General features: G+C 55.8%; 15 protein-coding genes. 9 read left to right on the top strand and 6 right to left on the bottom strand.

Features of this window, described 5'->3' with window-relative positions; genetic code table 11:
* The first annotated feature begins 49 nt into the window (after positions 1-49).
* The 6 genes from U5A52_RS07745 to U5A52_RS07720 all read left to right on the top strand — a co-directional run bounded on the left by U5A52_RS07745 (position 50) and on the right by U5A52_RS07720 (position 5,985).
* Positions 50-1,270, top strand: coding sequence for a tyrosine-type recombinase/integrase (locus U5A52_RS07745; RefSeq protein ID WP_321934420.1), 1,221 nt, complete (start codon positions 50-52; stop codon positions 1,268-1,270).
* Between the two features lie 190 nt (positions 1,271-1,460).
* On the top strand, positions 1,461-2,108 hold the full coding sequence (locus U5A52_RS07740) for a hypothetical protein (RefSeq protein ID WP_321934419.1): 648 nt from the start codon (positions 1,461-1,463) through the stop codon (positions 2,106-2,108).
* A 129-nt stretch (positions 2,109-2,237) separates the two neighbouring features.
* Complete coding sequence (locus U5A52_RS07735) at positions 2,238-2,453, top strand: transcriptional regulator (RefSeq protein ID WP_321934418.1); 216 nt, start codon at positions 2,238-2,240, stop codon at positions 2,451-2,453.
* Between the two features lie 12 nt (positions 2,454-2,465).
* Positions 2,466-3,104, top strand: a complete 639-nt coding sequence (locus tag U5A52_RS07730) for a hypothetical protein (RefSeq protein WP_321934417.1) — start codon at positions 2,466-2,468, stop codon at positions 3,102-3,104.
* The gene (locus U5A52_RS07725) at positions 3,043-5,547 is read left to right on the top strand and encodes a phage/plasmid primase, P4 family (RefSeq protein WP_321934416.1); all 2,505 of its coding nucleotides are present in this window, start codon (positions 3,043-3,045) and stop codon (positions 5,545-5,547) included. Before U5A52_RS07730 ends, U5A52_RS07725 begins: the two co-directional genes overlap by 62 nt.
* A gap of 165 nt (positions 5,548-5,712) precedes the next feature.
* Positions 5,713-5,985, top strand: coding sequence for a hypothetical protein (locus U5A52_RS07720; protein WP_321934415.1), 273 nt, complete (start codon positions 5,713-5,715; stop codon positions 5,983-5,985).
* A 345-nt stretch (positions 5,986-6,330) separates the two neighbouring features.
* Here U5A52_RS07720 and U5A52_RS07715 read toward each other — a convergent pair whose 3' ends face one another.
* Entirely contained in the window at positions 6,331-6,669 is a 339-nt protein-coding gene (locus tag U5A52_RS07715) for a hypothetical protein (RefSeq protein WP_321934414.1), read from the bottom strand.
* Between the two features lie 410 nt (positions 6,670-7,079).
* On the opposite strand from U5A52_RS07715, the gene U5A52_RS07710 reads away from it, so the two are divergent.
* From U5A52_RS07710 to U5A52_RS07700, 3 genes are all read left to right on the top strand, one after another.
* The gene (locus U5A52_RS07710; protein WP_321934413.1) at positions 7,080-7,304 is read left to right on the top strand and encodes a helix-turn-helix transcriptional regulator; all 225 of its coding nucleotides are present in this window, start codon (positions 7,080-7,082) and stop codon (positions 7,302-7,304) included.
* Positions 7,305-8,127: 823 nt separating this feature from the next.
* Complete coding sequence (locus U5A52_RS07705) at positions 8,128-9,477, top strand: AAA family ATPase (protein WP_321934412.1); 1,350 nt, start codon at positions 8,128-8,130, stop codon at positions 9,475-9,477.
* Between the two features lie 6 nt (positions 9,478-9,483).
* Entirely contained in the window at positions 9,484-10,437 is a 954-nt protein-coding gene (locus U5A52_RS07700) for a DUF4435 domain-containing protein (RefSeq protein WP_321934518.1), read from the top strand.
* Between the two features lie 250 nt (positions 10,438-10,687).
* Here U5A52_RS07700 and U5A52_RS07695 read toward each other — a convergent pair whose 3' ends face one another.
* The 5 genes from U5A52_RS07695 to U5A52_RS07675 all read right to left on the bottom strand — a co-directional run bounded on the left by U5A52_RS07695 (position 10,688) and on the right by U5A52_RS07675 (position 18,681).
* Complete coding sequence (locus U5A52_RS07695) at positions 10,688-10,993, bottom strand: hypothetical protein (RefSeq protein WP_321934411.1); 306 nt, start codon at positions 10,991-10,993, stop codon at positions 10,688-10,690.
* A 119-nt stretch (positions 10,994-11,112) separates the two neighbouring features.
* The gene (locus U5A52_RS07690; protein WP_321934410.1) at positions 11,113-11,808 is read right to left on the bottom strand and encodes a SprT family zinc-dependent metalloprotease; all 696 of its coding nucleotides are present in this window, start codon (positions 11,806-11,808) and stop codon (positions 11,113-11,115) included.
* Positions 11,805-15,083 (bottom strand): type I restriction endonuclease subunit R, encoded by a 3,279-nt coding sequence (locus U5A52_RS07685; protein WP_321934409.1) that lies wholly within the window; start codon positions 15,081-15,083, stop codon positions 11,805-11,807. Before U5A52_RS07685 ends, U5A52_RS07690 begins: the two co-directional genes overlap by 4 nt.
* Positions 15,084-15,107: 24 nt before the next feature.
* Positions 15,108-16,217, bottom strand: a complete 1,110-nt coding sequence (locus U5A52_RS07680; protein WP_321934408.1) for a restriction endonuclease subunit S — start codon at positions 16,215-16,217, stop codon at positions 15,108-15,110.
* Positions 16,210-18,681: an N-6 DNA methylase gene (locus U5A52_RS07675; protein ID WP_321934407.1), complete on the bottom strand. Its 2,472-nt coding sequence runs from the start codon at positions 18,679-18,681 to the stop codon at positions 16,210-16,212. The genes U5A52_RS07680 and U5A52_RS07675 overlap by 8 nt, the downstream gene beginning before the upstream one ends.
* Positions 18,682-18,723 lie beyond the last annotated feature (42 nt).

Genomic DNA, 18,723 nt, shown 5'->3' with positions numbered 1-18,723 from the left:
GGGGTATCTTTTGGGGTACGCCCGGTTTCGCCAGAGGACGATACCCCCAATGGCTCTCACCGACACCACCGTCCGGACCGCCAGACCTGGCGAAAAATCCCGCAAGCTGTTTGACAGTGGCGGCCTCTTTCTGTTTGTTACGCCGAGCGGCGGCAAGCTGTGGCGGCTCAAATATCGGTTTGGCGGCAAGGAGAAGCTGCTGGCGCTTGGCGCCTACCCGGAAGTCAGTCTGAAGACTGCGCGGGAGCGCCGGGACGCAGCCCGCGAGCACTTGGCGCACGACGTCGATCCCGGCGAGCACCGGAAGGCCGAGAAGGCCGCGACGGTGGCGAGTACGGCCAATTCCTTCGAGGTGATTGCCCGTGAGTGGTTCGCCAGGTTCGAGCCGACCTGGGCCGAGACCCACTCCAGCAAGATCATCCAGCGGCTGGAAAAGGACGTGTTCCCCTGGTTGGGGGCGCGGCCCGTCGCGGAGATCAATGCGCCGGAGCTGCTCACAGTTCTGCGACGGATTGAGGGACGGGGCGCGCTCGATACGGCGTTGCGGACCAAGCAGAACTGCGGCCAGATTTTTCGATATGCTGTGGCGACGGGACGGGCGGAGCGTGATCCATCAGGCGATCTGCGAGGGGCTCTCGCGCCTGTCAGGCATGAGAACTTTGCAGCCATCACGGATCCGCGCGAGGTCGCCGAGTTGCTGCGCGCAATCGAAGCCTTCCGGGGCACATTGATCGTCAAGTGCGCCCTGCAGTTGGCGCCCATGCTCTTCGTACGGCCCGGCGAGTTGCGCACGGCGGAGTGGACCGCCTTTGATCTCGACAAGGCGGAGTGGCGCTACCTGGTCACCAAGACCAAGACACAGCATCTTGTTCCCCTCCCGAGCCAGGCGGTTGCGACCCTGCGCGAGCTCAAGGCCCAGACCGGACATCGGCGCTACGTGTTTCCCGGACGCGATCCGAACAAGCCAATGAGTGGGGCGGCCGTCAACGCCGCCTTGCGGCGCCTCGGGTACGACACCAAGACAGAAATCACCGGGCATGGATTCCGGGCGATGGCGCGCACGATTCTGCATGAGGAGCTTCACTTCAAGCCGGAAGTGATTGAGCACCAGCTCGCCCATAAGGTAAGCGACGTCTTGGGCACCGCATACAATCGCACCAAATTTCTGGGCGAGCGTCGGGTCATGATGCAAGAGTGGGCCGACTATCTCGACCGGCTGAAAGCTGGCGCACAGATCATCCCCATCGGCGTCCCTGGCATTCGAAGCTGACGCTCGTAGAAAAAACGATATCGTCGTTCCTCATTATTAGTAAGCACTACAATGTATTATGATCCGAATTGGTCCGACTAATCGGACCAATTCGGATCAATGGACCATCAGTCGGCATGGGGGCGCACACATGAACGCATCTGTGCGTCTATGCCGCTGACGTATCGAGATGAACGTGAATGGAGGGGGCATGGAATTACAGAGGAATGCAAAAGGTTACGAGCCTTTACTGACAAATCTTGCAGGGCACTACGCCAAAAATTTCTCCAGATTGGAAATGCGGCATCAGGGCATGTTAGTTGACGCTGGGGTCACCTCGGAAGAGTGGGATCGAGCAGGTGTCGCCGGTCGGCGCAACATCGTCGCGCAGCGCGACTACCTGAACGACCCGAAACATGAGGCGGTAATTTACTTCAAGCTTGAAGTTTTTGACGATGTCTTGACCGAGAAGATTGCAGAGGCGCGTACGCGCAACGCATCGGACGCAGTGGTTGCGCTGCGCGAAGTGAAGGACTGGCTAGAGGAGACACTGGAAACTGATCGTGCTCGGGAAGGCGAGTTGATTCGGTCCCTAAGGGCAGAAATACGCCAGCAGCGCGAAAAGAGTAACGCACCCGTCGATCGTGGATACATTTCCGACGAGTTGACCGCACTGAATCTTGCCGCGGAAAAGTTTTGGAAGAACGCGAATCCAGACGACAGAGGGACGCACCGGTCGAACAGAGAAGTTGAAAGGTGGCTAATAGAGGAACGCGGCTTTTCTCAGTCGTTAGCTGCCAAAGGCGCAACGATCATCCGACCGGACTGGGCCTCGACGGGCAGACCGCCTGAACGGTGACACCTCGAGCGCGAAGGCCATCGCGCCTCATGGAAAGGGTAACGCCCCAAGGGTGAAACCCTTTCCGTATTTTCGCGTTTCGGCCGCAGGTAAATTGCTTTGGTCTTCAACGACCATGAGTAACCTGCCATGCACTACCTTCCCGAAACAGGCTATCTGCGCCTTCGCCAGATCATTGGCGATCCTCATGCAAATCCACCCATCCCGCCCATCATCCCCGTTAGCAAGTCGACATGGTGGGCAGGTGTCCGCTCTGGCCGCTATCCGAAATCCATAAAAACGCTGGGTGCTCGCATCACGGTCTGGAGAGTGGAAGACATCCGCAAGCTCCTCCAGCAATCGTAAGGAGAGCAGAGGATGAGCTATTTTTTGCGAAACCCTTCGAACTACACCGCTGAAAAGTTCGCCGAAGACGTCGCAGCAGTGCTGCCGGTCGCTTTGCCGCAATACCAGAAACACGGCCAGATGATCTCATGTGCACGGTGTGGGATTGGACATCGCGGTGGCAGCTTTTCCATCCACGCGAGAGGCGAACCAGACATGATTACAGACGTCGACATCGTGTCGGTATGCGATGTGTGCTCCATGGATCCCGCCCTGCCGCCGCTGGATCAGTGGAAGCACGTTTGTGCAACAAGCGGAATGTTCGTGGCGGAGAAAAACTGGGCGACCTTTGCGACTGCGCTCCGCTGGCTCGGAGCAGACGCCCTTCGCGAAAAGCTGGGGTGGCCATTGGTTTCCAGGCTGCTGCAAGCAGACGGCCACCTCCGTGAGGTGTGTAACGCTGTGATTTTCTTTGACGGAAGCGCCAGCAACCTGACGCGCGAATCTCCGTTCGTATTTCCGTGGCAGTCCGACAAGCCGGTTTTTGCTGGGGGAGGAAGCATCAAGGTTGCGCTCAAAGCGGCACTGCGCTGGGGCAGTTTCATGGTCATTGAAGAACACCGCTCAGGTGCCACCAAACAGGGAGGCCGAAGTGACGACACAAAAAAGTGAGCAGGAGTTCAGTTCGCATCACGCGTTGGTAGCCTTTTTTCGGGCGGTATTGCCCGCTCCCACCGACGGGGAAGTATTCGTTGCTGCTTCCCCTTATCCGAAGAAGGATTCCGCCGAAAAGTCTGCAATGAAACAGACCTACGCTAGCACCCACGAGGAGCTCGCAATCGCAGTATTGAAATCGAGCAGCCACGGGAAAGACTCGTACTTCGCACTCGGGCGCTATGTGCCGCATGCAAGTGCCAGCGGGCTGCCTGGCCGACGAGGGGACCATGTCCGCGGACTGAAATCGGTATGGATGGATATCGACTGCGGTGAGGCAAAGGCGGCAACAGGTGGAGGATATGCATCGAAGCAAGATGCAGTCGCGGCTATGCTTCATTTTGTGAAGTGCTGCAGCCTGCCTGAACCAACCTATGTTATCGATTCGGGCGGCGGAATCCACGCGTACTGGGCGCTGCACTCCGAGGTCACGTCCGCTGAGTGGAAGCATGTGGCGGGCATGCTCAAGGATTTGGCCGATGCACACCGCTTTCTCGCAGATCCCTCGCGTACCGCCGATGTGGCAAGTGTCATGCGCGCGCCGCTGACGCGGAATCACAAACTCGACACGCCACGCGAGGCGACGATCAAGTGGAGCGGCGCGCCCGTCGATATCACCACTTTCACGGAAGCTCTCACTTCGGCTCACGCGCAGAATTTTGGACAGCTGGCCCGCAACGCACGAGTCATTCAGCCCATCGTTCCTAGCAACCTTCTGCCGGGCATCGATGACCGGCGTCCGCCCGAAATTGCCGAGGAAATCTCCCGCGTCGAGGCGATGCTGGCTTTAATCCCGGCCGACTGCGACTATCCTGTATGGCGCAATGTATTGTGGGCGATCGCCAGCACGGACTGGAGCTGCGCGGAAAATCTGGCGCGGAAATGGAGTGCGAGCGCATCGGGGAAGTTCAACGAAGCCGCCTTTCGGACGGTATGGAAGTCGTTTGATCCAACACGCGGGATTGGCCTTGGGCCTCTCGTGCGGTACGCCCTGCAGAATGGGTACCGGGTGAATGAGCCAGAGCGTTTCGCGTGGACGGGGGGGGATGTTGAAAGCGGACGCCGTTTTGCCGACACCTTTCGGGGGCAAATTCAATTTGTCCCAGAAATAGGCAATCCGCTCGTGTTTAACCAGAAAGCCGGGTGGATGTTCGCCCCGCCCGGTACGGCCGAGAAGGCAGCGAAGTGCATCCGCGATCAAATGCACAACGAATCTGTCGAACTCTACAAAGTCGCGCGGCACTCGGACCTGACGAGGCGCGCCATGGCGGAGGTGGTGCGTGTCAGCAAGGCCTATAACCTTGTCGCGATGATCAAGATGGCCGAGTCTGAGCCCGGCATGACACGGACCATCAACGACTTCGACGCAGATCCAATGCAACTGGGTGTGGCGAACGGTGTCCTTGATTTGAGGCGCCGCGCGCTGCTGCCTGTGTCGCCAGATTTGCTAGTGACCAAGCGCTGCAACGTCGCATATGACCCGGCCGCTGCCTGCCCTCACTGGAACAGCTTTCTCGTCGACGTTCAGCCCGACCCTAGTGTCCGAGAATTTATACATCGGTGGGCAGGATACTGTTTGACTGGATCCGTGCAGGAGCAGAAATTTATCTTTCCGCACGGGAGCGGCGCGAATGGAAAAAGCGTTTTCGTCGAGACATTCGCGTGGATGATGGGCGACTACGCAAGGAAGATCGCGACGGAAATGCTCATGCAACATCAACGCAATCCGCAGGGCGCCAGTCCGGACATCGTTTCCCTGAAGGGTATGCGGTTTGTGTACGCGAACGAAACCGAAGAGGGCCGGAAACTGGCCGAAGCGAGGATCAAGGACATGACGGGCGGTGACACCTTGACCGGACGCGTCCTCTACGCCAAGACCGACATCACGTTCACTCCAACGCACAAACTTGCAATCGTGGGTAATCACAAGCCAGAAATTAGCGATATCAGCCATGGCATGTGGCGACGCGTCTGTCTGGTGCCGTTTGCGGTGACAATCGCAGCGACCAAACGAGACGGGACGTTGCCGGAAAAGCTCAAGCAGGAGGGGGCGGGGATTCTCAACTGGGCGTTGGAGGGCCTGCAGAAGTATCTGAGCAATGGACTTGCAATCCCGAAAGTGATAGATGCTGCGACAGCTGCTTACCGGGACGAACAGGACATCCTCGGTGAATGGATTCGCGAACACTGCACGACTGGCCCGGGGCTCCGGATAAAAAAGGGCGACGCGTACCGTGCATACGTGAAGTGGTGCCGTGAGAACGGCCACCACCCTCTTGCACAGCAACGTTTCACGCGCCGGCTTGGCGACCGCAAGTTTCCGCATCTCCAGGACAAGCGGCACATTGGCGGTCTAGCACTGAACCAGGACGGGGTCGCAGCTGCACAGAGCTGGCTGTGAATTTCGACGTGCGTGGTTTGCGTCGTTTGAGGCTCAAATACAGAAACTTCTTCTATTCTTCTTTCCCATAGAGAAGTTATTGAAATCACCATAAAACGACGCAAACCACGCAGTCGGGAGAGCAAGTCAAGTAATAAGTATCACTAACCACCACCGAGGTTGAGCGTGAGTGCATACATCAAGCAACTGGAGCTACGGGTGGCGGCCAGCCAGCGGGTCAAGTCAACGCTTCAGCAGCAGTTCGCTGACTGGTACAGCTCGCTGCCGGAAATTGCACGCAATCGTCCGTTTTCGATGACCGAGTTCGAGGTGGCCCTCAGCACACAAGGGAAGTACATCAGTCCGGTGTTGCTCGAGCTCGGCTGGCAGCGCAAGCGCCGCTGGAACTCACGCGGTCAGTATCACCGGTATTGGGAGCCGCCGCGCATTCGTGCGTAGAGACTGCCCGGTCCGCACATCGAAGCACCACGTGGCACTGGCGGAGTAGGAGAGGTTTGGGGTGCCGGACTGATTGAGACCAAAGATGAGGAGTAGGTCTGCGGTGGACTGGCGTACGTTGCTCGTGTGTGCCGGATCGGTTTCTGGCTTACGGGTGCCCCCCACCCGTATTGATGGTATGTCGTAGGCGTGTGCCGTATCTGGCCGAAAGCTACGCAACTAGCGCAGGTCAGCGAAACGCGTTGGAGGAACGCAAAGTGAAACGCACTGGTTCTTCAGTGCGCTGTCGCGCACTGGGAGTCACCTGCGAGAACGCGTCAAGTCCTTCTGAGCAGTTTTCTTTCCTCAGCCGACTTGGCCTTTGTATCCGTATATGTTTGCCACAATCCTCCGCAGGTCGTCTCCACCTTCGAGTTGATCCACCATTCGCTTCGCCTCAGGGGCTGTGGCGTTAACGATCACATCCTTCATCGTCGTGTGGCCGAAGCGCGCGAGAACTTGAAGGTCCACATATACCTGCATCGGAATGTTCAAGGACACCGTCTTCGTCGGCTCTGGAGCGCTCCTATCAAGCAACTGCCGTGCAGCTTCAAATGTCGATAGCGCCGGTTCGGGCGACGGTGCCTGGAAAATTAACTCACTTTGTTCCACTTGTTGGTGCACTTTTTTGGATTTCTTTACCATCGTCTGTCTCCTTAGCGGTTTCGGGTAGCCAATCTGACACAAATTCCTTTTTCAACTGCCATGCCACGCCTGAGCGCGAACCGGTGACCCATACCTCCTCTGGCGCCGGAGAATTAGAAAGTCGATGCGCAGCAAACACTGCAATGGACACCATGCCGAAAGCATGCACATGACGTAGACCATCGATGTTCCGCAGCGCAAAGCAACTGAAGTGGTTCGTTCTTACCCGCGTCGCGCTAGATGGCTTCGCGTAAGCAAGATGGCGGTGTGTGGGATTTCAAGGTAGGTCGGCGATGAACAGAGTTAGTCCGGCCAGATCGAGCCCTAAATATCCATTTAATCCTATTTTGGGATTATCCTAAAAGACGTTTAATTACTCAAGGCTCTCTGGTTCCCGCGGTCGGCTTTGAGTGAAATCTACAAATACTCCGCAGTACCGTGCGCTCCTTGATCGCCTCATCGCTGCTAGAAGGGCGAGCGGGCTTAGTCAGGCGGAAGCTGCGTCGCTCCTTGGACGCCCACAATCTTTCGTCGCAAAAATTGAGATCGGCGAACGCCGGCTCGACGTGATCGAGTTTCTGGAACTTGCACGAATCTTGAACGTCAGTCCTGCAAGTATTCTGGAGAACCTCTGAGGGAACAGATCACCACCATTGCGTACGGCCTCAGCTGAGGAACTGAAGAGATACGGTGGTCGCCGAGAGCTTGCACATCGTTGTGAGCTATTGGCGAAACGGCGGTCGACACGTCTAGAGACAGAGTTCGACCTGGAATGGTCCTTCGCATTTATCGTGACCGGCTATTGCGGCAGCGCGTAGCCGTTGGCCGATCACGCTACGAAACTCAGGTGGTCGAACTGCCGATCGCCCTGCCAACTGAGGTACGCGACGGTGACCATGGCGTCGGTATTCGGCATCTCGCAGTCACTGGCCGACGTTAGCAACGTGACACTCCTCAATCCGACTTTCGTCGTGAGCGAAACGGGCTGCATACGGGGAGGCGCATCGGCTCAGCCAGCCAATGAGGGCGCGAAGGATCGGCGGGTTTGCGCGGCCATAGCTTGGTAATCGCGCAAATGATCAGCTAAACAAGGGAATAGATTCGATATCGACGCGAAGATCAAACCACTCCCCTATGCTGGCCGCCTTCCATTCAATCTCCGAATAGTGCCTGACGATCTCCGCATTCCAACGTTACCCAGTTCTCCATCGATGTAGCTGAAGCCGACCCGGCGAGGGTGCCGAAGCGTGAACACGGCAACGATCGCATCGACGAAGTCGGGCCAACTAGTGATGGCCTGTGTAGAACGCGCGATGGACATTAATGTTCCGACCGAAGGTGCTCAATTACTTTCGTTCATCGCATGCGTTTTGGGAGGCCAGTAGCGCATTGTCAGCTCGCGCTGTTACCATAGTCGCGCCACAAGTTGGAAGCAAACAAAAGAGAGGAACCAAACACATGGCGAACGGGAATCAATTAATTAGAAAGTTTATTGTTGAAGGCCTTTTTGGATATAGAAACGTCGCAATTAATTTCTCAGGTCCGACAAAAATTGTTGTCGCCGAGAATGGCATGGGCAAAACCACGTTGTTGAATATGCTCTATTGGACGCTCACTGGTCGGGCTATTAATTTTATAAGCATTCAGTTTACCAGAATTAGGGTAGTTTTCTGTAACGACCAAGAAGTTGTAATAGATAGACGTCAATTGTTTTCTTTTGACGTCGAAAAGTTGGATATATTCTCTTTTCCTGGTCGTCGTTTGGGTGTGACTGCAGCTGATCAGCTGGAAATGATGCAGCTATTGATCGCCGCCCCAGATGGAAGCACCCTCTTTCAGCATGAAGCATATAATCGATATTTTAGGCGCTCACCTTATGATCATGAGGAAATTGTCGGGCAACTAAAGGAGGCAGTGGAGCGATATATTTCTAGAATAAATTTTATTAAAATAAAAAAGAGGATTGCAGAATATCTGGGAAATACGAAGATTCTTTATCTCCCAACATATCGAAGAATCGAAACCAGCTTCAAGCAAGAAGATTCCGAATCATCTGAAGGAAATCAGGAAAGGCTGATTTTTTTTGGAATGTCGGATGTCGAGCAAAAACTAAAAGCGATCACCGATGAGATTAAGGTGCAAACTCTCACGGCCTATACCAAACTGAACGCGTCTTTTTTGGATAAATTGGTTGCAACTGGTGAGCCTCAGGTGCTTTCTCGCTCCGACACCGCTATTGACATAGAAGTCATGAAGTTGGTTCTTGCTCGGATCGGGAAAGGTGAGGGGGATGCGACGGCAGTGAAAATTGAGGAATTGATCACATCAGGAGCAATTCTCGAACCCATATACTATCACCTGAATTACTTCCTTCTCGAGCTTGCAAAACTCGGAAAAGAACAGCAGCCCAAGGAGGCTGCAATCCTTGGGTTCAAGGAAGTTGTGAATGAATATTGGGATATTGCCGGAAGAGAGAAATCGATGGAGTATGATAAGTACAAGGTCGAGGTTTACATTAAAAATAATGTAACGAATGGCACTATTCCATTTCAAGTTCTATCCTCCGGAGAAAAACAGATCGTCGCAATTTTCTCTCGGTTATTTTTTGATGAAGTTGAAGACTATTTCGTCATAATCGATGAGCCGGAGCTTTCGCTGTCGCTGGAATGGCAGCGACTGTTCCTTCCTCACATCGTAAAATCAAATAAATGCCGCTCTTTACTTGCTATTACTCATTCACCTTACATATTTGATAACGAACTGGATCACCTTGCCAGCTCGTTGGAAACTTCGCGCGCGGAGGTTTGATTGCATATGGACCGCGCGGAGAAAATGCGGGTGGAGCGCAAGTTGCCGCACACGCAACGCACCAGATATCTAGGGCTGCGATCAAGGGTTGATATTAACAAGTATATTTTCATTTTTGAAGGTCCAGAAGATATACCGGTTTATCGAACATGGATCAACAAAATTTCTACGGATATTTCTTACGAACCTCTTGAGGTTAGGGGGAAAGAGAACGTAATTGCATTGCGTGAATATATTCGATCCTCGTCAGATAACAGTGGCGACAAAGCATTGTTCTTTGTAGATATGGATTATGATGATATTGATCTCACGCAATATCGCGATTGGGCAGACACTTATGTGACCCCAAGCTATTCGATTGAAAATATACTTGTCTCGGCTGAAATTCTTGAGCTGCTTTTGATTGAGGATTTCGCGTTGATCGGTGATCGTCAGATCTTGAGGGCGCCGATCATAGATTTTTTTAAAAAATCGATGCAGGAATTTTGTGAGTCGATGCTTCGAGTCAATGGATATCTAAGATGGATTCGGCGGCGGGGTATAGATAGCGAAGGATTTCCGCATGATGCGAAGGCTTTGATTTCAGTTACCTTATCTGGAGTTAGGCAAATTTATCGCGACGATCTCTCGGATGTGGCCGCAACCCTTAAGTTGTCCGATATTCCTTCGGAAGAAGACCTCGCTGAACATTTGAAATGGTTTCGAGATAAAGGTATTGCGATTTTTGGTCGAGGTAAATTTATAATTGACTTTTTTAAGAGATTTATATCCGAAATTTTTGAGGATTCTCGGGCGGAAAATCGGGTATTCTTTCTTAAAAAATTGGCGCCTGGAGATCCGCAGCATGATTTAATGAGAAAGTTGGCCGGATTTTCGAATTGCCCGTCTTGCCTCAGGGCATTTCTGGGTAAGCATTTTACATTTGTCTCGGCGCAATCAGCTGTTGTGGCGATGGCCTAATACGACGAAAGATGACGGAGTGATAGCCGTATTCATTCCGTCTCGCGGTCCATATTGCGATGAAATAAATTCAACTTGACTCTAGCCATTCACTGATGATTTTGAACAGCCGGAGACCGAAGGCGACCCCGAAACCTCGACTCTTGTCCGACGTGGTGTGACCTCAATCAGCATTTCCTTTAGCGAAAGATGCTCGTCGGCCGCGTTGCCACCGCAGCAGAGTTCGTATCGCGCGAACACTTAGACAACGCTAGTCGCTAGCGTCGCTTTCGTGTGCCGTCCGTCTCTCTTTGCTTTTGCTTGGATCGTCTTCATCCGAAAGGTCGGATATCTCACAGGGAAGATGGCCTGCTCGCGCAATAATCGTGTATTCAGGAATAGCCATGCACTGCGCCAGCAAGCGGTCCACCCGGATGTCCTCGTAGTGTAGCGCCGCGTGCGCAAGTCGCATGCTGCTGAGCCAGTCTGTCAGAGATTTTTCACGATAGATACGCCGATATATGTTGCGCATGAAGCGCCACGTGGATGGGTCGACTTCAGGTAGCGGATTTCCCATACCGATCTCCATCCGTGAATCTGCCCGGCCCGAACCGCACCGCGGATGCTTGACGCGGCCTCATGTTTCCCCGCTAGTACATTGGGCCGACCCCGGAAGAAACTCTCCTCGGCGGCTGGTTAAACTCCCTCGATCTCGACACCATGCTCCGCAAGCCATGTGCGTCGACGCTCAAAATCGGGCATCGCCCTCTCAACTCGCCGCCAGAACTCCGGGGTGTGATGGGGCTCGTGCAGATGGGCCATTTCGTGCACTACGACGTATTCGGCAATGCGTGCAGGCAGGAGGATCGTCTTCCAGTGAAAGTAGAGTCGTGAACCCTTGCCGCACGAGCCCCACCTGTAACCGAGATCTTGAACGCGGACGCTGGCCGGATTCACCTCCATCCGTGCCGCGTATTCCGTCACCTTCTCCGACAGCCAGCGTTCACCGCGGTCGCAATACCAGCGGATCAACTGCTGCCTGGCCTCGCGGACGACGCACTTTGACATCAAGAAACGTCCACTCTGCAGTTTGACCGGTGCGTCGAGCTCGGGAACGAGGCGCAGGCGGTAACTGCGGCCGAGGTAAGGAAATCCCTCGCCGTCGGTGAATTCCTTGCGCCGCACCTCCCGGCTGACTGCTTCCCGCCGTGCCAGTTGCTTGTAGACCCACATGCGCTTACGCATCACGAAGTCGCGTAGCACAGCATCATCAACCCCAGGCGGAGCAGCCAGAATGAGGACTCCGTCGCGATCCACCGTAATTTCGAGCGATCGCCTCGCAGCGCTTCGCCGCACTTGAAATCGGAGATCGTTCACGGACAACATCTTCATACACTTACCAACTGGGCATGGTTGGCACGGGCGAGTTCCATCAGTTTGTCGACCAACGCTTCGATCCCCGGTGTTGGCAATAACCGCGACCGCATCAATAGCTCGAAGATACGGCTACTCAACGCATCCTGTGCCGGGCGCCGCGTCGGCCGCCAAAAGTTCGGGGTCAACTCCGCAGCGATCATGTCGACGACCTCCACCGCCAGATCGACGAGGCGCCGGCGCTCAGCGTCACTCAACTGGCTCTCCCCGACTGTCGCGTCCACCATCAGTCGCAAGAAGGGACCGTAGTGTTCAGGGAGATCGGGCAGCCGATTGTCGTGCGCAACGCGTCCGCTTTGAATTTCATTGATTACACCCTGCAGTGCAGCGACCAGTTCGTGCCAATGCTCGCCCAGCTTGTTGAGGAGGTCACGAAGCCGCTCACTGAGCTTTCGATATGCCACAGGATCCTGATCCATGTGCTCCCGGATATGCGCGCGGATCGCATGCTCCATCTCTGATGCTTTGGCGCGATCATTTGGCTCCCGGGCCAACTTCGTTGCAAAATCTGCATCAGTCAAAGACACTGGCGGGATTTTCGGGTCGACGCCCATCGAGCGAACATGGTCGTCAATGAGTTTGCGCACTTTTGCGCCAACGTCCTTGCCTAACACAGGCGTGTCGCGGTAGCGATTCCGGGCGCGTGCATAGATGAAGGCGAGCAACTTGGCGTCCGGCGCGAACGGCAATCCTTCAGGACGAGGCAGCACCACGTCGAGCATTTCCAGGAACTGCTTGAGCTTGACGGTAAACTCCGCGCGCAGTCGTTCGTCCTGCAAGACCTCGACACACGATTCGTGATCGGCGAGGTTCTCGATCCCACGTTGGCGGAACAGATCGACCACGCGGATGTGCCGGTCGCGCAGCACCGGCAACTCGTCCTTCAGACTTTGCAGCGCTCCCTCGACATCTGCGGAGGCGTACACCGCAAGCGCCTCCTTCAGATGGTGCGCGAGCCCGAAATAGTCGACGATGATCCCAAACCGCTTGCCGTATCCCGTACGGTTCACGCGAGCGATCGTCTGCAGCAGCTCCGCTTCGCGGATGGGCCGATCCAGATACATGGCACCTTCGATCGGCGCGTCGAATCCCGTCAGCAACATGGACTTGACGATTAGAAAGGCTAGCGGGTCGGTCTTGCCGGTATCCGCATGAGTGAGCGGCTTCTTGAAGCGTTCAATTCGGTTTTCCTGCGCCTTGCCATCGGTCCACTGTTTCCATGTCGGGTCATCATTGTTACTGCCAGAGAAGACCGGGGCAAACTCAAGCGCCCCCAATGTTTCGCGATACTGCCATGCCTGTACCTGCGCCTGAATGTCCTGGGGCCGTCTACAAAGCGATTCTTCGTCGAGCATCTTGTCTTCGGGGCTGAGTGCTGTAGCTTGGGCGAGAAGTTCGTCTCGCGCGGCTAGGAATGCCTCGTGGTATCGCACGACCGCCAACCGGCTATACGCGACCACCTGCGCCTTGAAGCCATTCGGCAAAATGTTGATGACGTAGTGGCGCAGCATGTCGCGCGCCTTGTCCGCGATGAGCGCAGGCGCTTCGAAGATTTGCCCCTTCGTGGCGTATTTCTGCCGAATCGCCTCCAGTTCTTCGGGTGTGTGGTCGCGAAACAGGTCTTCGAAGAGCTCGTCGAGGTTCGCCCCGTCCTTCAGCACGCCATGCGCTGTGCGGCCCTCGTAGAGGATGGGCACGATGGCCCCGTCGGCCTCGGCCTCGCGAATCGTGTAGCGGTCGATGAACTCGCCAAAGATCTCGTGCGTTCGCTTTTTCTCGCCCATCAATATTGGCGTACCGGTGAAGCCGATGCGAGCAGCATTGGGAAGACCCGCTTGGAGCGCTGCGTGCAAGTCACCCGCCTGGCTCCGGTGCGCTTCGTCGACGAGCACGAGGATGGTCTCATCCTCGTTTATTGTCTCGTGCGTCGCGAGCTGGGCCGCGTGGGTAAGATCGGGCGTGTTGTCGCCCGAATCGGGATCGCTCGTCGTGTCGCCGCCGCGCTGCTTCTGGATCATGCCGAATACCAGCGCTGGCCCATGGGCGCTGAGCAGCCGCCGCAGGCCATTAGCGGACGTGGCCTTCTCGACCGTCTCGTTCGTTAGCGACGCGGTACCCGACAGCTGTTTTTCGAGGTCGGTACGATCGGTGACAATCACGACCTTAAACCGACGAAGCTTCGGGTCGGTGCGCAGCTTGCGCACGAGAAACACCATCGTCAGGCTCTTGCCGGAACCCTGCGTATGCCAGATGATCCCGCCGCGCCGATCGTGCTCGCCATCTTGGAGCCGCGTTTTACCCGTCCGAAGACGCTGGATCGCATGCTTGACCGCCCGGTACTGCTGGTAACGGCACAAAGCCTTTACGGTTTGACCGTCGGACTCCATGAACAAGATGAAGTGGCGGACGACATCCAGCAGGGTTCGCTTGTCCAATAGACCTGCGATGAGACGCTCTTGCTCCGATAACTGTGGCTTGCCGAGCGCAGTGGCAACTTCCTCTTCGGTCCGCGGGACGACCGTCTTCCACGCAGCATAGTGCCGGAACGCTGCGCCAATCGTGCCGACGCGCGCCTCGTCGAAACTCGTCGCGATCAACAGCTGGTTTGTGTGGAACAGTGTTTCGTTGCCTTCGTTGTCGTCGACTTCGTGATCGGCATGACGTTGGTTCGTATAGCGCCGCAACTGGTCGACTGCGTCGACCAGCGGTTCGGGAATTGACGGGCTCTTACATTCGACAACGACCAGCGGGATACCGTTTACGAGCAGAACGAGATCAGGGACGATAAACGCCTTGGCGCTGTTGAACCCGGGGGGGCAGTCCACACGGTATTGGTTGATGACGGTGAACTTGTTACGACCTGGATGTTCCCAGTCGATGTAGTGGATGGTCTGGCCGCGTCCGCCGTCCCATCCCGGAAGGCCATCCACCGTCACGCCGTTGATCAGCAGCTCGGTGGCCTTTTGATTGCACTCCATCAGCCTATACGCGCCGAGGCGAGTGAGTGTCGATATGGCTTCAGAGATGCGTGCATCGTCAAGCCATGACGTACCGTCCGGGCCGGGGTTTAATTCACGCAGCTGCTCGCGCAGCACGCGGACCTGAATAACCTCCGTAAAGCTTATGCGGCCCGTAATAGATGGGTCATCGATGTCTCCGTGGTTGTGCGTCCACCCCAGCTGTTCGAGCTGGTCCACGAACGGCCTTTCAACTTCTTCGAGTTCCCACCCCATAGCGATTACCCCTTTTTATGCTTGTTATTCTTCCCGTGCAAACAGCGGCGTAACACGGACTCGGCCGGTAAGGAGGTCATCCATGAGACCAAGTTTCAGTCGCTCAAGCTTTTCCAGCTCGTCTGCGCTGTCGCTCGCTGTGGCGTCGTGAGCCAAGAGCACTCGTACAATCAACTCTTGCTCACTCCGATTTGGTCGACCAATCCACAAAGGGTGTACATCATTTCGATTCAGTGACGGCGAGCCAGACTTAGTCCCGTACTGTTCGAGCCTCAGGTAGGTGAAAAGGTAAAAAATAAACCTTTCATCATTACCGAAAAAATTCGTAACAAAAAGGCTCGTGTCGTGAGCCCAGAAGTCGGTCTCCACATAATGCACTGTGCCAATCGACCCTTTGCGCCCAACAACAACATTGGGACCACTTGACGTCGAAACGTTGTGGTAGCCGCCTATCCCTGAAGAAGAGATGACCGGATAGGGTCCGGGAACGAAGTTGGCTTCGACGATGTCATGGCCTCGTTTGAGAGCTGCCACCGTTCCAAGCTGCGCGGGGGTCCAGTCCTTAGGAATCCACCCCAGCGGCGACTCCTTGTACAGATGAGGCGCCTCGGAGCGGGGCTGGCGCAACTCGCCGCCTTCATCGATTCCGCGCGTCAGCAGATCGTGCAGCAGCCCTTGTTTGATGAGGTTGAGCTTGGCGATGATCGCCTCGGTCTCGCGGATGACGGTATCGACGGTATCGAGGATCTCTGCAATTCGGCAACGCTCACCTTGAGGAGGTAAATCGATACTGAGCGCATACACATCGTTTCGATTGAGGCCCGGGATCCCGGTCGATGTATCGAGACGGTCGAGCGGCAACCATGAAAGTACCCAGTAGAGCCAGCGTTTGTTCTCTCGCGAGCAATTCACCCAGTAAGCAGTGTCGATCGGCCAGAACGGCTCCCCAGACCATGTAACTTTTCCCACGGTGCCCTTGCGACCAACTACTATACCGGCCTCTGGGACCAGGTAAGAACTATGCCTGCCAACCTCGCCGCTCGAGCCAAACACAGGATAACCTTGTCCCGTTCGCGTTTCGGCGGACAGAGCGGCACCGTATTCAAGAGTAAGTAGCGATTCGAGCTTAGGCATATCCCAGCCCCTTCAGGAACTCCTTGAGTGTTGCCGCTTCCGCGTCACGCTTGCCCGCAATCTCGGCCAATGTCACCCGATACTTGTCCCACCAGTTCTCGAGAGCGGCGACAACTGTCTTGCGGCGGACGCTGATATAACGATCGACGACGGTTTGCATGTCATCATGCAGAATAGTCAGTAGCACTGTACCGGCCCCAGCCTCATCCAGCACGTCGACGGCTGAATTCAACCGCTGTACGAAGCTCTGCTCTTTGGCTTTAAGTCGCTTCCTCACGTCAGAAAGCTCTCGTTTCCATTCCCTGATCTGGGCTTCGCCCACGGCCAGCTCGGCATCGCCCTTGGTCGCTTCTTCGTCATCGGAATCGGCATTTACTTCCGTCGCGGACTTGATCTGCACGTCCAGTTCGGCCTTCTTCGCATCCAGCTCTGCGAGTTCGTCGATGAAATCGGCCATCAAGAACTTCACGAGCTTATGCTTGTACGCGTTGCCCTTCGATTTATCGTCGTCGAGCGCTGTCAGGATACTAGTGCGCCAAGCGTCAACAACTCCCTTCGCACCGCGGACCATCAGCGTCTGAAATTCATATTTCGCGCTTTCCCAGAAGCCCGCGATGATGCCCCGTACCTCGAACCGGTCCAGCATACCGAGCGGCTCCAAAGCTGCACTGAAGCTGTCAAAGAGCTCGTTGCGAACAGCGACAAACTCTTGCCCGGCCGCCAACGCCCGGATGCGCGGACTATGTTCGTTCCACCAGCCGTTGAAGGTTTCCCAAAGGGATTTTTCTCGAGCGAGGACTCCGGGGTGGCGTTCAATCAGCGCCTTGATCGACCGACCGTTGGCTACTTCGGGACGAAAATCCATGTACTGGGTGTCGTTCCCGGTGTTCCTGCGAGTGACCAACAGCGCCGCAATGTCGAGTCCGTGAACCGCAAACAGCGCCGCTTTTGATTCGACCTCAGCCTTCGGTATGCCGCCGACAAGGTGCGCGCGGACGTCGTGGGGCTCGGGCGGTGGTGCGTTATCCGCGTAGCGGCGGATGTTGAGGTTGTAATCGTTCGCACGCAGCGCCGCGATGCTAACGATTGCCGAGAAGCCCGGCACTTCGGTAAATGCGTCAAACGTGCCAGCAATTTTCTCGATATGTTCGGGCAGTAGATAGTTCTGGGCGCGGCCTTCGAAGTACTCGCGGTCCGCGTTGATGAACAGCACCTTGCCCCGCCGGTCGACAGGCTTCCCACTAGCGTTCCCGAGCCGTTGTCGCATTACTAGAATGCACGCGGGGATGCCTGTGCCATAAAACAGATTGGCGGGCAGCCCGATAACCGCTTCGACCAGATCGGCCTCGATCATTGCCTTGCGGATAGCGCCTTCTTCACCGCCCCGAAAGAGGACTCCGTGAGGCATCACCGTGGCGAGCTGCCCCCCATCGCGCAATACCGCGACCATGTGCTGCAGGAACATCAGGTCAGCTTTCTTGCTGCCAAGTGACACTTCGCCGTACTTGAACCGCTCGGCGCGGAACTTCGGCACCCATACCGGTTGGCCAGCTTTGTCCGTGTCCGCAGTCCCCCAATTGATTGAAAACGGCGGATTGCTCAGCACTCGGTCGAACCGCATCAGTTCGCCGCCCTCAACATGCTGCGGTTCAGCCAGCGTGTCCTCGTTCCGCAGATCGGCGGTGGCAATGCCATGCAGCAGCATGTTCATCTTGGCTATCGACCAAACTGTGCCGTTAGCCTCTTGCCCGTACAGTTCCGCGCGGCTACCGTCTTGCCCATGCTCGTCGATATATTCCTTCGAGAGGATCAACATACCGCCGGAGCCGACGCAGGGGTCGTAAATGCTGTGGTTCTGCTGTGGCTTCACTAGACGGACCATCATACGGACGACAGAACGCGGCGTGTAGAATTCGCCCCCTTTCTTGCCAGCAGAGTCGGCGAACTCCCTGATCAGGTATTCGTATGCCGCGCCGAGTAGGTCGGGGAACTCAAAGTCCTCGTTGCGCAGCCGATACATGCTGAAGTGCGTGATCAGTTGGCGCAGCTTGATATCAGGTATCTTGGCCTGCCCGACTTTCCGTGAGAAGTCGATATGTTCGAGCACCTCGCTCAGGCTGCTGTTGTTGCTCTCGAGACCGCCGAGCGCGCGGTTCAGGAATCCGCCGACGTCGTTGTGTGCCTCGTTCACCAAGTATTCCCACCGCGAATGAGGCGGGACATAAAACGACTCTCCGTACCACCGTTTCAGGTCGGCACTTGCACGGGCCTCGCCCTCGCTCTTGCCGGCTTCGAGTTCGTTACGGATGACCTGCTCCCGTCGCTGGTCGAAAATGTCCGAACAGCGCTTCAAGAACAGCATGCCGAATATGTACTCCTTGAATTCCGAGGCGTCCATCTTGCCGCGCAGGATGTCGGCGGCCTTGAAGAGGTGGCGCTCGAGCTGGGAAAGCGTGAGGGACATTAGAAGCTCTTTCTAGACTTGCGGATATGAGATCGGCAAGAT

It is taken from the genome of Paraburkholderia sp. J8-2, from assembly GCF_905220195.1.
GTDB lineage: Bacteria > Pseudomonadota > Gammaproteobacteria > Burkholderiales > Burkholderiaceae > Paraburkholderia.
This window is presented reverse-complemented; position numbering and strand designations above follow the sequence as displayed.